A 14,695-nucleotide genomic window follows, 5' to 3' on the forward strand; every position below is an offset into this window, starting at 1 on the left:
GACCAATGAAGCTGTTGATCGTAAAGCCCGGCGAAGAAGTAATCGCCACGCTTGCCCGGCGTGCAGCGGAAGAGGGCATAATGAATGGCGCAATCGTCTCTCTCATCGGCGCTGTCGATGAGTGTGCAATCAGTAACATGTCAGCGGGCGACGCAAGCACGGATATCGTCAACGAGTACCGGCAGCCATTCGAGCTGAGCGGCACCGGCGAGATCCGGGACGGCAAAGTCCATGTGCATGTGGTCCTCGGCCGAGAGGGCGACGTTGCCCTTGCCGGTCACCTGCACTGGGCCCACGTCGAAGCCTTCTTCGTGCACGCATACACGATCCCGTTGCAGTAGGGGTAACCACAGGCTGCTGGCCCACCTGAGCCTCGATCCACCGATGCGGTTGCCGCTGATGGCCAATTGATCTTTTTGTGATTGGTGATTCGGCAGGGTGTGTGGGAGCCGCCGATTACGTGATCGGCTTGCTCCGGTTGGGTGGTTCGGGGCGGGTAGCGGGGGTTGTGGCCTGTGGTCGGGCCGCCTGGTTCCGGCTGGTGGGTCGTGGTCAGCCGGGTGCCGGCCCGACGGCGGTGTAGAGGTTGTCGAGCGCTGCTTGCCAGGGCCAGTGCTCGGGTAGGTGCACGATGATGGTGCGGGCCCGGTGGGCGAGGCGGGCGGCGACGTTGATGATCCGGGTGCGGATGGTGGCCGGGCGGGCGGTCGCCCAGGCGCCGGCGGCGAGGTGTCCGGCGGCGCGGGTGAGGTTGTGGGCGATGCCGGCGCAGGTCAGCCAGGTGTCGTTCGCGCTGAACCGGCCCGAGGGCAGGTGCGCGAGGGGTCCGGCGATCAGGTCGGCGTTGACCTGCTCGATGATCGCGTGTTGGCGGTGCTGGGCTTCGGCCTGCACGAGCGTGTAGGGGCTGTCGGTGAACACCGCGTGATACCGGTAGGTGGGCAGCAGTTCTTCCTGGCCCGGGGCCTGGGCGGGGTCGTCGCGGCGGACGCGGCGCACGATCAGCCGGGCGGTGATCTGGTGGCGGGTGCCGGCGAACGCGGTGTACTCGGTCTCGGCGATCTGCGCGTCGGAGATCCACCTTCCGGCGTCGTCGTCCCAGACGGCCTGCGGATACTTGATGTCGATCCACTGGGCGTCCGTGATGCTCTCGCAGGCGGTGCGGATCTTCGCGTCGATCCGGGTGGTGAGTGAGAACCGCACCTTGCGGCGGCGGCAGGCGGCGATGACGGTCTTGGCGTAGAACGCCGAGTCGGCGCGCACCACGATCTCCCCCGTTGCGCCGCACGAGCGGGCCGTGGTGATCGCCTCGGCGATCATGCTGGCCGCACCGCGGGCCGAGCCGGCGTTACCGGCGCGCAGTCGGGTGGCGGCGATCACCGGCACCGACAACGGCGTGGACAACGTCGCCACCACAGGGTTGTAGCCGCGCAGCCAGACGTTGTAGCCGCCGACCTTGGCGTGGCCGAACCCGATGCCCTGCTTGCGCTTGCCGAACACCCGCCGCAGCATCGAATCGATGTCCACAAAACACAGCGTGTCGGCGCCGGCCAGCAGTGGTGCCCGCCGAGCCAGGCCGATCAACGTGTCTCGGGCGGCGGCCTGCAACTGCCGCACATGCCCATGGGTGAACGTGCGCAGGAACGAGCCGAGTGTCGAGGGCGCGTACACGCTGGTGAACAGCGACCGCATGCCGCCGTGCCGGGTCACGTCGAGGTCGTCGATGCTGTCCGCACCGGCGAGCATCCCCGCGATGATCGTGGCGACCTTCCCGGCCGGGTTCGCGCCCTTGTCCGTCGGCAGGCTCAACCGGTCGGTGACCGCGTCATGCAGACCGGCCCGCTCGGCCAGCCGCATCACCGGCACCAGCCCGGCACACGACACCAGATTCGGATCATCAAACGTCGCGCGCACCACCGGCGCGTCATGGCGTAATCTCACCTGCGAGGTGCCCTTTCGAGCCGAACGATAGAAGCGTGAGAACTCCTATCCTTCCAGCTCAAGGGGCACCTTCTGTCTACGGGGTCTCGCCAACCCAGCCTTCATCGGTGGATCGAGGCTGAGGCATCACAACCTCGACGTGATCCGGGCGTTGACGGTAGCGCGACCAGGGGTGGCCTCGAACCGGCCCGCCTCTGATCAACCTTGACACCTGCTGTCGTGCCGATTGCCGCGATCCGTACCGTTACCAGGATGGACGATCGCCCGCCCCACCCCGAGCCCGCCGTAACCCGCCGCATGGTGTCGGGCGATGAGGGTAGAGCTGCGAGCCGCCGTTGGTGGGACCACGATGCGGACAACTACCAGGAGGAACACGGCGCGTTTCTCGGAGATGTTGACCTTGTGTGGTGCCCCGAGGGTCTACGCGAAGCGGACGCGCGACTCCTCGGTGACGTCAAAGGGGCTCGGCTTCTGGAACTGGGCTGCGGCGCGGCTGCGGGCTCCCGGTGGCTGGTCGGTCAAGGGGCAGACGTGACCGCGCTAGACCTGTCTGCCGGCATGTTGAGACACGCCAGGCTAGCCGCCGAACGCTCAGGCGTACATGTACCGCTCGTGCAAGCTGACGCACTGGCGCTTCCGTTCAGGACAGGCACGTTCGACACCGTGCACACCGCGTTCGGGGCGGTTCCGTTCGTCGCAGACTCCGAAGCCCTCATGCGCGAGGTCTTCCGGGTGCTCCGCCCAGGCGGGGCGTGGATCTTTGCCGTCACTCACCCCATGCGCTGGGTTTTTCTCGACGACCCCGGCGAGGGTGGCCTGATGGCAGTCCACTCCTACTTTGACCGTCGCCCCTACATCGAAGAGGACTCAGCGGGTGTACCGACCTACATCGAGGCACACCGCACCTTCGGTGATCGCGTCCGAGAACTGACAGCCGCCGGCTTCGTCCTCAGCGATGTAGTGGAACCGGAGTGGCCACCAGGACACGAAGAGGTCTGGGGCCAATGGAGCCCTCTGCGAGGCCGGCTGTTCCCTGGCACGGCCATCTTCGTGGCCCGGCGTCCAAGCACCACATGACCGACCCAGCAAGCCGGGTGCCACGGCATGCGGCCACGGCACCGACGACGTGAGCACGGGATTGTGACTTAGAGGTCCTAACAAAATGATCTCTGGGTCTTTCGTCCTCTCTAGAGAACGATCTACGATGTCGGGCCGTGAGGCGTGGTGAGCAGCCGCCGTGGATCGTGCCGGACGGGCTGTGGCAGCGCATCGAGCCGTTGCTGCCCAAGCCTGAGCGCAATCCTCGGCACCCGGGGCGCAGGCGGATCCCGGATCGGCAGGTGCTGTGCGGGATCTTGTTCGTGCTGCACACGGGCATCCAGTGGGAGTTCTTGCCCCAAGAACTGGGATTCGGCTCGGGAATGACCTGCTGGCGGCGCCTGGAGGAGTGGAACCGGGCCGGAGTGTGGCAGCGGCTGCACGAGCTGCTGCTGGCCGAGCTGCAGGCGGCCGGGAAACTCGACTGGTCTCGCGCCGTGATCGACTCCTCGCATGTGCGGGCCGCCCGGCGTGGCCCAAAAGCGGCCCGAGCCCGGTCGACCGCGCCCGCCCGGGCTCGAAGCATCACGTCCTGACCGAGGGCGCCGGCATCCCCCTGGCCGTCGCGTTGACCGGCGGCAACCGCCACGACGTCACCCAACTGCTCCCGCTGATCGACAAGATCCCGCCGGTCCGGGGCCGCCGTGGCCGACCCCGCCAGCACCCCAACCAGCTCTTCGCCGATCGTGCGTACGACCACGACAAGTACCGCCGGGCCGTACGCGCCAAGGGCATCCGGCCGCGGATCGCCCGCCGCGGTCAACCCCACGGCTCCGGTCTGGGCGTATCCAGGTGGGTGGTCGAGAGAGTGCGCCGTGAGGCGCTGATTGATCGAGTGGAGGTGAGAGACCTTCGCCGCCGGGCTGTCGCAGCAGTTCGGTGAAGCTGGGGGCAGCCTGATCCGGGAGGTGCCGGGGAGGGTGGCAAGCGGCCCCGACAACGCCGGGACGTGACCAGTACTGCCAGATGGCGCGGGTCCGGCAAGCGAGACGGAGAGGTATACGCGAGGAACCGGTGTCTGAAGCCTCCTAACGATCCCTACCAGCTCGAACCTGGCGGATATGGGCTGGGTGCGGTGCGTCCTGGTCCTCTTCTCTCGGGACCGGAACTTCCTGGGCGTCTTTGTTCAGCGGTCAGGAAGGCCACGGTGAAGTGCTGCGGGGTAGCCGTGGCGATGCCGCGGGGGTATAGCCGGGTGCCTCCTTCGTCGAGCGATCAGTCAGTGAACACGGGAACTCTCCCGGTCCTGCCCGGCTGCGTCTCATCCGGAGACGACACGTCGGGCTGGGTCCACCGTCGGCCGATCGGGTCGGGAGAGGGCGGAGCCGTCGTAGTACTCCGAGGCCGGGAGAGCCGGTCACATGGGGAAGGGCGGCAGCGAGATCGCAAGGGAGGTACTGCAATGCCCGAAGACACGGTGGTGGATGCCACCGTCGCGTGGCCGACCCCGGAAGAGGCATGGACACGGGTACGGGGAATGCAGATCAAACTGCACCGTTGGGCGGTGGCCGACCACGGTCGCCGGTTTGACGATGTCTACAACTTCGTCAGCGACCCGGCCACGCTGGTCGTGGCGTTGCAACGGGTCGCCGGGAATGCCGGAGCCCGCACTGCTGGCGTGGATGGCGTCACCGCCGTGCACGTGAGCATGGCAGGGCCCGAGGTGTTCCTGGACCATGTCCGTTCCCTGCTGAAGGCCGGCACGTTCCGGCCGCTACCAGTACGGGAGAAGATGATCCCCAAGACCGGTGGGAAACTACGCCGGCTCGGGATACCGACCATCACGGACCGCGTGGTCCAGGCGGCGCTGAAGCTGGTCCTGGAGCCCATCTTCGAGGCGGATTTTCAGCCTTGTTCGTATGGGTTCCGGCCGAACCGGCGTGCGCACGACGCGATCGCCGAGATCCATCATCTGGCCACCGCCGGTTACCGGTGGGTGCTGGACGCGGACATCGAGGCGTGCTTCGACCGTATCGACCACCCGGCTCTGATGGACCGGGTGCGGGCGCGGGTGAAGGACAAGCGGGTGCTCACGTTGGTGAAGGCGTTCCTCAAGGCCGGGATCATGACTGAGCTCGGCGAGCGGAACGAGACCACGTCCGGCACACCCCAAGGAGGGATCCTCTCACCACTGCTGGCCAACATCGCGTTGTCGGTTCTCGACGAGTTCTTCGCCGAGCAATGGGCGGCAGCGGGCACCGGCCAGCAGCGCAGGCAACGACGCGCCAAAGGGCTGGCGACGTGGCAGTTGGTCCGCTACGCCGACGACTTCCTCGTCCTGGTCCACGGCAACCAGGAACACGTCGAGGACCTGCGAGACCAGGTGAGCACCGTCCTGGCGACGATGGGCCTGCGCCTATCCGAGTCCAAGACCAGGATCACCCACCTTGCCGACGGGGTCGACTTCCTCGGATTCCGCATCGTCTGGCAGCGGAAACGAGGAACGAGCAAGTGGCATGTCTACACGTTCATCGCAGACAAGCCGGTCCAGGCGCTGAAACGGAAGATCAAGTCACTGACCCGCCGGTTGTCGCATCTGAGCTACCGGGAAACGCTGGTGAGGATCAACTACATCCAGCGTGGATGGGCCAACTACTTCAAGCACGCGGTCGCCAAGCACACCTTCTCCCACCTGCAGAACTTCATCTGGTGGCGAGTGATCAACTGGGTGATGCGCCGCAACCGCATGACCTGGAGAGCCATCCGGCGATGGCTGCGCACCCCGCAAGGGTGGCAGCCCATCGCCTTCGACGGGGTCGAGTTGTTCAAGATGGCGAAGGTCCCCGTGACCCGATACCGCTATCGCGGCACCAAGATCCCGAACCCCTGGCAGCCCACGACAAGCCCACCCCCAACGGCATGACCTCGTGGAGAGCCCGGTGCGGTGAAAGTCGCACGCCGGGTTCGGCGGGCGGGTCCGGGAAACGGACCTGGAGCAATCCAGGCACCGCGCCCGGACCCGACCCAACACCATCGCCTGGTACCACGGCATGAAACGCCTACGCATCCGGTGGGAACGCCGTGACGACATCCACGAAGCCTTCCTCGCCCTCGCCACCTGCATCATCACGTACCGACACGTCGCACGACTTTGTTAGGACCTCTTAGCCTCGATCCACCGATGAAGGCTGGGTTGGCGAGACCCCGTAGACAGAAGGTGCCCCTTGAGCTGGAAGGATAGGAGTTCTCACGCTTCTATCGTTCGGCTCGAAAGGGCACCTCGCAGGTGAGATTACGCCATGACGCGCCGGTGGTGCGCGCGACGTTTGATGATCCGAATCTGGTGTCGTGTGCCGGGCTGGTGCCGGTGATGCGGCTGGCCGAGCGGGCCGGTCTGCATGACGCGGTCACCGACCGGTTGAGCCTGCCGACGGACAAGGGCGCGAACCCGGCCGGGAAGGTCGCCACGATCATCGCGGGGATGCTCGCCGGTGCGGACAGCATCGACGACCTCGACGTGACCCGGCACGGCGGCATGCGGTCGCTGTTCACCAGCGTGTACGCGCCCTCGACACTCGGCTCGTTCCTGCGCACGTTCACCCATGGGCATGTGCGGCAGTTGCAGGCCGCCGCCCGAGACACGTTGATCGGCCTGGCTCGGCGGGCACCACTGCTGGCCGGCGCCGACACGCTGTGTTTTGTGGACATCGATTCGATGCTGCGGCGGGTGTTCGGCAAGCGCAAGCAGGGCATCGGGTTCGGCCACGCCAAGGTCGGCGGCTACAACGTCTGGCTGCGCGGCTACAACCCTGTGGTGGCGACGTTGTCCACGCCGTTGTCGGTGCCGGTGATCGCCGCCACCCGACTGCGCGCCGGTAACGCCGGCTCGGCCCGCGGTGCGGCCAGCATGATCGCCGAGGCGATCACCACGGCCCGCTCGTGCGGCGCAACGGGGGAGATCGTGGTGCGCGCCGACTCGGCGTTCTACGCCAAGACCGTCATCGCCGCCTGCCGCCGCCGCAAGGTGCGGTTCTCACTCACCACCCGGATCGACGCGAAGATCCGCACCGCCTGCGAGAGCATCACGGACGCCCAGTGGATCGACATCAAGTATCCGCAGGCCGTCTGGGACGACGACGCCGGAAGGTGGATCTCCGACGCGCAGATCGCCGAGACCGAGTACACCGCGTTCGCCGGCACCCGCCACCAGATCACCGCCCGGCTGATCGTGCGCCGCGTCCGCCGCGACGACCCCGCCCAGGCCCCGGGCCAGGAAGAACTGCTGCCCACCTACCGGTATCACGCGGTGTTCACCGACAGCCCCTACACGCTCGTGCAGGCCGAAGCCCAGCACCGCCAACACGCGATCATCGAGCAGGTCAACGCCGACCTGATCGCCGGACCCCTCGCGCACCTGCCCTCGGGCCGGTTCAGCGCGAACGACACCTGGCTGACCTGCGCCGGCATCGCCCACAACCTCACCCGCGCCGCCGGACACCTCGCCGCCGGCGCCTGGGCGACCGCCCGCCCGGCCACCATCCGCACCCGGATCATCAACGTCGCCGCCCGCCTCGCCCACCGGGCCCGCACCATCATCGTGCACCTACCCGAGCACTGGCCCTGGCAAGCAGCGCTCGACAACCTCTACACCGCCGTCGGGCCGGCACCCGGCTGACCACGACCCACCAGCCGGAACCAGGCGGCCCGACCACAGGCCACAACCCCCGCTACCCGCCCCGAACCACCCAACCGGAGCAAGCCGATCACGTAATCGGCGGCTCCCACACACCCTGCCGAATCACCAATCACAAAAAGATCAATTGGCCATCAGCGGCAACCGCATCGGTGGATCGAGGCTTAGAGGTCCTAACAAAGTCGTGCGACGTGTCGGTACGTGATGATGCAGGTGGCGAGGGCGAGGAAGGCTTCGTGGATGTCGTCACGGCGTTCCCACCGGATGCGTAGGCGTTTCATGCCGTGGTACCAGGCGATGGTGTTGGGTCGGGTCCGGGCGCGGTGCCTGGATTGCTCCAGGTCCGTTTCCCGGACCCGCCCGCCGAACCCGGCGTGCGACTTTCACCGCACCGGGCTCTCCACGAGGTCATGCCGTTGGGGGTGGGCTTGTCGTGGGCTGCCAGGGGTTCGGGATCTTGGTGCCGCGATAGCGGTATCGGGTCACGGGGACCTTCGCCATCTTGAACAACTCGACCCCGTCGAAGGCGATGGGCTGCCACCCTTGCGGGGTGCGCAGCCATCGCCGGATGGCTCTCCAGGTCATGCGGTTGCGGCGCATCACCCAGTTGATCACTCGCCACCAGATGAAGTTCTGCAGGTGGGAGAAGGTGTGCTTGGCGACCGCGTGCTTGAAGTAGTTGGCCCATCCACGCTGGATGTAGTTGATCCTCACCAGCGTTTCCCGGTAGCTCAGATGCGACAACCGGCGGGTCAGTGACTTGATCTTCCGTTTCAGCGCCTGGACCGGCTTGTCTGCGATGAACGTGTAGACATGCCACTTGCTCGTTCCTCGTTTCCGCTGCCAGACGATGCGGAATCCGAGGAAGTCGACCCCGTCGGCAAGGTGGGTGATCCTGGTCTTGGACTCGGATAGGCGCAGGCCCATCGTCGCCAGGACGGTGCTCACCTGGTCTCGCAGGTCCTCGACGTGTTCCTGGTTGCCGTGGACCAGGACGAGGAAGTCGTCGGCGTAGCGGACCAACTGCCACGTCGCCAGCCCTTTGGCGCGTCGTTGCCTGCGCTGCTGGCCGGTGCCCGCTGCCGCCCATTGCTCGGCGAAGAACTCGTCGAGAACCGACAACGCGATGTTGGCCAGCAGTGGTGAGAGGATCCCTCCTTGGGGTGTGCCGGACGTGGTCTCGTTCCGCTCGCCGAGCTCAGTCATGATCCCGGCCTTGAGGAACGCCTTCACCAACGTGAGCACCCGCTTGTCCTTCACCCGCGCCCGCACCCGGTCCATCAGAGCCGGGTGGTCGATACGGTCGAAGCACGCCTCGATGTCCGCGTCCAGCACCCACCGGTAACCGGCGGTGGCCAGATGATGGATCTCGGCGATCGCGTCGTGCGCACGCCGGTTCGGCCGGAACCCATACGAACAAGGCTGAAAATCCGCCTCGAAGATGGGCTCCAGGACCAGCTTCAGCGCCGCCTGGACCACGCGGTCCGTGATGGTCGGTATCCCGAGCCGGCGTAGTTTCCCACCGGTCTTGGGGATCATCTTCTCCCGTACTGGTAGCGGCCGGAACGTGCCGGCCTTCAGCAGGGAACGGACATGGTCCAGGAACACCTCGGGCCCTGCCATGCTCACGTGCACGGCGGTGACGCCATCCACGCCAGCAGTGCGGGCTCCGGCATTCCCGGCGACCCGTTGCAACGCCACGACCAGCGTGGCCGGGTCGCTGACGAAGTTGTAGACATCGTCAAACCGGCGACCGTGGTCGGCCACCGCCCAACGGTGCAGTTTGATCTGCATTCCCCGTACCCGTGTCCATGCCTCTTCCGGGGTCGGCCACGCGACGGTGGCATCCACCACCGTGTCTTCGGGCATTGCAGTACCTCCCTTGCGATCTCGCTGCCGCCCTTCCCCATGTGACCGGCTCTCCCGGCCTCGGAGTACTACGACGGCTCCGCCCTCTCCCGACCCGATCGGCCGACGGTGGACCCAGCCCGACGTGTCGTCTCCGGATGAGACGCAGCCGGGCAGGACCGGGAGAGTTCCCGTGTTCACTGACTGATCGCTCGACGAAGGAGGCACCCGGCTATACCCCCGCGGCATCGCCACGGCTACCCCGCAGCACTTCACCGTGGCCTTCCTGACCGCTGAACAAAGACGCCCAGGAAGTTCCGGTCCCGAGAGAAGAGGACCAGGACGCACCGCACCCAGCCCATATCCGCCAGGTTCGAGCTGGTAGGGATCGTTAGGAGGCTTCAGACACCGGTTCCTCGCGTATACCTCTCCGTCTCGCTTGCCGGACCCGCGCCATCTGGCAGTACTGGTCACGTCCCGGCGTTGTCGGGGCCGCTTGCCACCCTCCCCGGCACCTCCCGGATCAGGCTGCCCCCAGCTTCACCGAACTGCTGCGACAGCCCGGCGGCGAAGGTCTCTCACCTCCACTCGATCAATCAGCGCCTCACGGCGCACTCTCTCGACCACCCACCTGGATACGCCCAGACCGGAGCCGTGGGGTTGACCGCGGCGGGCGATCCGCGGCCGGATGCCCTTGGCGCGTACGGCCCGGCGGTACTTGTCGTGGTCGTACGCACGATCGGCGAAGAGCTGGTTGGGGTGCTGGCGGGGTCGGCCACGGCGGCCCCGGACCGGCGGGATCTTGTCGATCAGCGGGAGCAGTTGGGTGACGTCGTGGCGGTTGCCGCCGGTCAACGCGACGGCCAGGGGGATGCCGGCGCCCTCGGTCAGGACGTGATGCTTCGAGCCCGGGCGGGCGCGGTCGACCGGGCTCGGGCCGCTTTTGGGCCACGCCGGGCGGCCCGCACATGCGAGGAGTCGATCACGGCGCGAGACCAGTCGAGTTTCCCGGCCGCCTGCAGCTCGGCCAGCAGCAGCTCGTGCAGCCGCTGCCACACTCCGGCCCGGTTCCACTCCTCCAGGCGCCGCCAGCAGGTCATTCCCGAGCCGAATCCCAGTTCTTGGGGCAAGAACTCCCACTGGATGCCCGTGTGCAGCACGAACAAGATCCCGCACAGCACCTGCCGATCCGGGATCCGCCTGCGCCCCGGGTGCCGAGGATTGCGCTCAGGCTTGGGCAGCAACGGCTCGATGCGCTGCCACAGCCCGTCCGGCACGATCCACGGCGGCTGCTCACCACGCCTCACGGCCCGACATCGTAGATCGTTCTCTACAGAGGACGAAAGACCCAGAGATCATTTTGTTAGGACCTCTTAGCAAGATCATGCCCACGTGATCGGGTGGGTGACCGAGAAGACCCACCGGCCGCCGGGGCGCAGCACCCGGTGCACCTCCCGCAGCAGCGCGGCCGAGTCGGCCACGAACGGGATCGCCCCGAACGCGGTGCAGGCGGTGTCGAAGGCGGCGTCGGCGAAGGGCAGCGCCAGCGCGTCGGCCTGCACCAGCGGCACCCGTACCCCGGTGCGGTCGGCGGCCTGCGCGGCGTGGCGCAACATGCCGGCGGAGAGGTCCATGGCGACCACCCGGGCGCCCTGGGTGGCCAGCCAACGGGCGGCGGCGGCCGCCCCGCACCCGACCTCCAGCACCCGCTGGCCGACGACCTCGCCGAGGAGCCGGGCGTCGGCCTCGCGCAGCCGTTCGGGGCACCAGACGAAGTCCACGTCGCCGAGGAACGCCCCGTGCTCGGCCTGGTAGTCGTCGGCGTCCGCGTCCCACCAGGCCCGGTTGGCGTGGCGGCTCTCCGCGTCGGTCACCGGGCGGCGCAGCACCCCCGGCTCCCCGGTCTCGGCGTCGACGCCGGTGCTGCCGGTGGGTGTGTCGTTCACCGCGGCAGTCTAAGCGCCCGCCCCGCCCCCGCCACCGTGCGCGGTGTCCGCTGTACCCTGGTGGTCCCCTCCCGCCGGCGGGTCGACGCCGGCCGGGGGATTTTCCGCCCGGGGAGGCCCTGACCGGGGCAAAGGCGGCGCCGGATCGCGAAAGCGGGCGGGATCACGTACCCCCGGGGCTTGCACGCTGTGGTAATGAGCACGGTAGGGTAGTGGATGCGCTCGCGGATCGTGTGCCTCGGCAGGGAGCAGGTGTGCGGTCACCGGAGCCACCAATGATCTTCTTACGGTGATCTTTCGGTGTGTCCGGTGGCAAATCCGTTGGCGCGAACATGTCACCGCGCGACACCCGCCTGCTGTGACACACCATCCGACCGGAGCAACCGCCCACATGACGAGCAGCATCGAGGCCCCCTCGAGCGCCAACAAGGTCACCATCGACGACCTCGGTTCCGAGGAGGCTTTCCTCGCCGCGATCGACGAGACCATCAAGTACTTCAACGACGGCGACATTGTCGAAGGCACCGTCGTCAAGGTCGATCGGGACGAGGTCCTGCTCGACATCGGCTACAAGACCGAGGGCGTCATCCCCTCTCGGGAGTTGTCGATCAAGCACGACGTGGACCCGGCCGAGGTCGTTTCGGTGGGTGACCACATCGAGGCCCTTGTCCTCCAGAAGGAGGACAAGGAGGGGCGCCTGATCCTCTCGAAGAAGCGCGCGCAGTACGAGCGGGCGTGGGGCACGATCGAGAAGATCAAGGACGAGGACGGCGTCGTCCGCGGTTCGGTCATCGAGGTGGTCAAGGGTGGCCTCATCCTCGACATCGGGCTGCGCGGCTTCCTCCCCGCCTCGCTGGTCGAGATGCGGCGGGTGCGTGACCTGCAGCCGTACGTCGGGCGGGAGCTCGAAGCCAAGATCATCGAGCTGGACAAGAACCGCAACAACGTGGTCCTGTCCCGCCGGGCCTGGCTGGAGCAGACCCAGTCCGAGGTGCGCACCGAGTTCCTCAACAAGCTCCAGAAGGGGCAGGTCCGCAAGGGCGTCGTCTCCTCGATCGTCAACTTCGGCGCGTTCGTCGACCTCGGCGGCGTGGACGGTCTGGTGCACGTCTCCGAGCTGTCCTGGAAGCACATCGACCACCCGTCCGAGGTCGTCGAGGTGGGCCAGGAGGTCGAGGTCGAGGTCCTGGACGTCGACCTGGACCGCGAGCGGGTCTCGCTGTCGCTGAAGGCGACCCAGGAGGACCCGTGGCGGCAGTTCGCCCGCACCCACGCGATCCAGCAGATCGTGCCGGGTAAGGTCACCAAGCTGGTGCCGTTCGGCGCGTTCGTCCGGGTCGACGACGGCATCGAGGGCCTGGTCCACATCTCCGAGCTGGCCGAGCGCCACGTGGAGATCCCGGAGCAGGTCGTCCAGGTCGGCTCCGAGGTCATGGTCAAGGTCATCGACATCGACCTGGAGCGTCGCCGGATCTCGCTCTCGCTCAAGCAGGCCAACGAGGGCTTCGTCGAGGGCGAGGAGCACTTCGACCCGACCCTCTACGGCATGGCCGCCGAGTACGACGACCAGGGGAACTACAAGTACCCCGAGGGCTTCGACCCGGAGACCGGCGAGTGGCTCGAGGGCTACGAGAAGCAGCGCGAGGAGTGGGAGCAGCAGTACGCCGAGGCGCGTCAGCGCTGGGAGGCCCACACCAAGCAGGTGCAGAACTCCCGGGCCGCCGACGCCGAGGCCGCCGCGAACCCGGCCCCGGCCGTCACCGGTGGTGGCACCACCACCTCGACCTCGTCGGCCCCGAGCCGGCAGGCCGAGGAGCCGTCGGGCACCCTCGCCACCGACGAGGCGCTCGCCGCCCTGCGGGAGAAGCTCGCCGGCGGCAAGTGAGCCGCTGACGGGCGCCCGCCCCGCCGAGCAGCACACGGGCCCCGCCGCGACGATCCGGTCATCCGGACGTCGCGGCGGGGCCCGGCCCGTTTCTCCGGCCAGACCGGACGCCCGTCCCCGCACCCCGGCTTGGCGGGGCGGTGATGATCGGGTTGACTGGTGGGGTGCTGCGGGTGGGATTGACCGGGGGGATCGGTTCGGGCAAGAGCGCCGTGGCGCGGCGCCTGGCGGACCTCGGCGCGGTGGTCGTCGACTCCGACCGGATCGCCCGCGAGGTGGTGGCGCCGGGCAGCGAGGGGCTCGCCGAGGTGGTGGCCGCCTTCTCCGACCGGGTGCTCGCTCCCGACGGCAGCCTCGACCGGGCCGCCCTGGGCGCGCTGGTCTTCGCCGACGAGGCGGCCCGCCGCCGACTGGAGGGGATCACCCATCCCCGGGTCCGGGCCCGCAGCGCCGACCTGGTCGCCTCGGCAGCCTCCGACGCGGTCGTGGTCAACGACGTGCCGCTGCTGGTCGAGGTGGGGCTCGCGCCGACGTACCACCTGGTGGTGGTGGTCCAGACCGACGTGTCGGTCCGGCTCGACCGGCTGGCCCGTGACCGGGGGATGAGCCGGGCGGAGGCCCAGCGGCGGATCGCCGCCCAGGCCGACGACGAGCGCCGGCAGGCCGCCGCCGACGTGCTGCTCACCAACGACACCACCCTCGACGACCTGCACGCGCAGGTGGACGCGCTGTGGCGGGACCGGCTGCGGCCGTACGAGGAGAACGTGCGGCACCGGCGGGCGGTCCGGACCCGGCGGGTGGTGCTGACCGAACCCGACCCGACCTGGCCGCAGCAGTACGCCCGGCTCGCCGCCCGGATCCGGCACGCGCTCGCCCCCGCCGAGCCGCGCGTCGACCACATCGGCTCCACCGCCGTCCCCGGCCTGGCCGCCAAGGACGTCATCGACATCCAGCTCACCGTGCCGTCCCTCGCCGACGCGGACGCCCTCGCCGACCGGCTCGCCGACGCCGGCTTCCCCCGGTTCCCCGGACAGTGGTGGGACACGCCCCGCCCGGCCGGCAGCGGTCGGTGGGAGAAACGGCTGCACGGCAGCGCCGACCCCGGCCGCCCGGTGCACCTGCACGTCCGCCCGGCGGACGGGCCGGGCTGGCGGTACGCCCTGCTGATGCGCGACCATTTGCGCGCCGACCCCGACCAGCGGGCCGCGTACCTGCTGCTCAAGCGGGACCTGGCCGCCGCCGCCCCGGACGCCGGGGAGTACGCCACGGCGAAGGATCCGTGGTTCGACGAGGAGCACCTGCGTGCCGAGCAGTGGGCGACGCAGACCGGCTGGCGCCCCTGAG

Annotated in this window: 8 protein-coding genes and 3 pseudogenes; 7 read left to right on the top strand and 4 right to left on the bottom strand. The window is 68.3% G+C overall.

The window, feature by feature from the left end; translation table 11 throughout:
- Nucleotides 1–5 precede the first annotated feature (5 nt).
- Entirely contained in the window at nt 6–341 is a 336-nt protein-coding gene (locus ACQUFX_RS03490) for a PPC domain-containing DNA-binding protein (RefSeq protein WP_428964596.1), read from the top strand.
- A 211-nt stretch (nt 342–552) separates the two neighbouring features.
- Here ACQUFX_RS03490 and ACQUFX_RS03495 read toward each other — a convergent pair whose 3' ends face one another.
- On the bottom strand, nt 553–1,941 hold the full coding sequence (locus ACQUFX_RS03495; RefSeq protein ID WP_428962273.1) for an IS1380 family transposase: 1,389 nt from the start codon (nt 1,939–1,941) through the stop codon (nt 553–555).
- Between the two features lie 252 nt (nt 1,942–2,193).
- Between ACQUFX_RS03495 and ACQUFX_RS03500 the strand changes: the two genes are divergently transcribed.
- The 4 genes and pseudogenes from ACQUFX_RS03500 to ACQUFX_RS03515 all read left to right on the top strand — a co-directional run bounded on the left by ACQUFX_RS03500 (nt 2,194) and on the right by ACQUFX_RS03515 (nt 7,654).
- Entirely contained in the window at nt 2,194–3,018 is an 825-nt protein-coding gene (locus tag ACQUFX_RS03500) for a class I SAM-dependent methyltransferase (protein WP_428964597.1), read from the top strand.
- Nucleotides 3,019–3,182: 164 nt separating this feature from the next.
- Nucleotides 3,183–3,847, top strand: a pseudogene (locus ACQUFX_RS03505) (IS5 family transposase); the annotation flags it as partial.
- Between the two features lie 594 nt (nt 3,848–4,441).
- Nucleotides 4,442–5,902 (top strand): group II intron reverse transcriptase/maturase, encoded by a 1,461-nt coding sequence (gene ltrA / locus ACQUFX_RS03510; protein WP_428961622.1) that lies wholly within the window; start codon nt 4,442–4,444, stop codon nt 5,900–5,902.
- 363 nt (nt 5,903–6,265) lie between these two features.
- Nucleotides 6,266–7,654, top strand: coding sequence for an IS1380 family transposase (locus ACQUFX_RS03515; RefSeq protein ID WP_428962273.1), 1,389 nt, complete (start codon nt 6,266–6,268; stop codon nt 7,652–7,654).
- Nucleotides 7,655–8,080: 426 nt separating this feature from the next.
- Here ACQUFX_RS03515 and ltrA (ACQUFX_RS03520) read toward each other — a convergent pair whose 3' ends face one another.
- From ltrA (ACQUFX_RS03520) to ACQUFX_RS03530, 3 genes and pseudogenes are all read right to left on the bottom strand, one after another.
- Entirely contained in the window at nt 8,081–9,541 is a 1,461-nt protein-coding gene (gene ltrA / locus ACQUFX_RS03520; protein ID WP_428961622.1) for a group II intron reverse transcriptase/maturase, read from the bottom strand.
- Nucleotides 9,542–10,135: 594 nt separating this feature from the next.
- A pseudogene (locus ACQUFX_RS03525) lies at nt 10,136–10,800 on the bottom strand (IS5 family transposase); the annotation flags it as partial.
- 108 nt (nt 10,801–10,908) lie between these two features.
- A pseudogene (locus ACQUFX_RS03530) lies at nt 10,909–11,462 on the bottom strand (class I SAM-dependent methyltransferase); the annotation flags it as partial.
- Between the two features lie 293 nt (nt 11,463–11,755).
- On the opposite strand from ACQUFX_RS03530, the gene rpsA reads away from it, so the two are divergent.
- Both rpsA and coaE read left to right on the top strand, forming a co-directional pair.
- Nucleotides 11,756–13,351 carry a 30S ribosomal protein S1 gene (rpsA, locus tag ACQUFX_RS03535; protein ID WP_428964598.1) on the top strand — a complete coding sequence of 532 codons (1,596 nt, stop codon included), beginning with the start codon at nt 11,756–11,758 and terminating at the stop codon, nt 13,349–13,351.
- 164 nt (nt 13,352–13,515) lie between these two features.
- Nucleotides 13,516–14,694 (top strand): dephospho-CoA kinase, encoded by a 1,179-nt coding sequence (gene coaE, locus ACQUFX_RS03540; protein ID WP_428966846.1) that lies wholly within the window; start codon nt 13,516–13,518, stop codon nt 14,692–14,694.
- The last annotated feature ends 1 nt before the right edge of the window (nt 14,695 follow it).

The sequence above is a fragment of the Micromonospora fluostatini genome, from assembly GCF_050410825.1.
Classification (GTDB): domain Bacteria; phylum Actinomycetota; class Actinomycetes; order Mycobacteriales; family Micromonosporaceae; genus Micromonospora; species Micromonospora rosaria.

Excerpts from the sequence above, each read along its gene's own strand:
- ACQUFX_RS03500 (WP_428964597.1), top strand. The coding sequence starts at position 2,194 with ATGGACGATCGCCCGCCCCACCCCGAGCCCGCCGTAACCCGCCGCATG.
- ACQUFX_RS03490 (WP_428964596.1), top strand. The coding sequence starts at position 6 with ATGAAGCTGTTGATCGTAAAGCCCGGCGAAGAAGTAATCGCCACGCTT.
- ltrA (WP_428961622.1), top strand. The coding sequence starts at position 4,442 with ATGCCCGAAGACACGGTGGTGGATGCCACCGTCGCGTGGCCGACCCCG.
- ltrA (WP_428961622.1), bottom strand. The coding sequence starts at position 9,541 with ATGCCCGAAGACACGGTGGTGGATGCCACCGTCGCGTGGCCGACCCCG.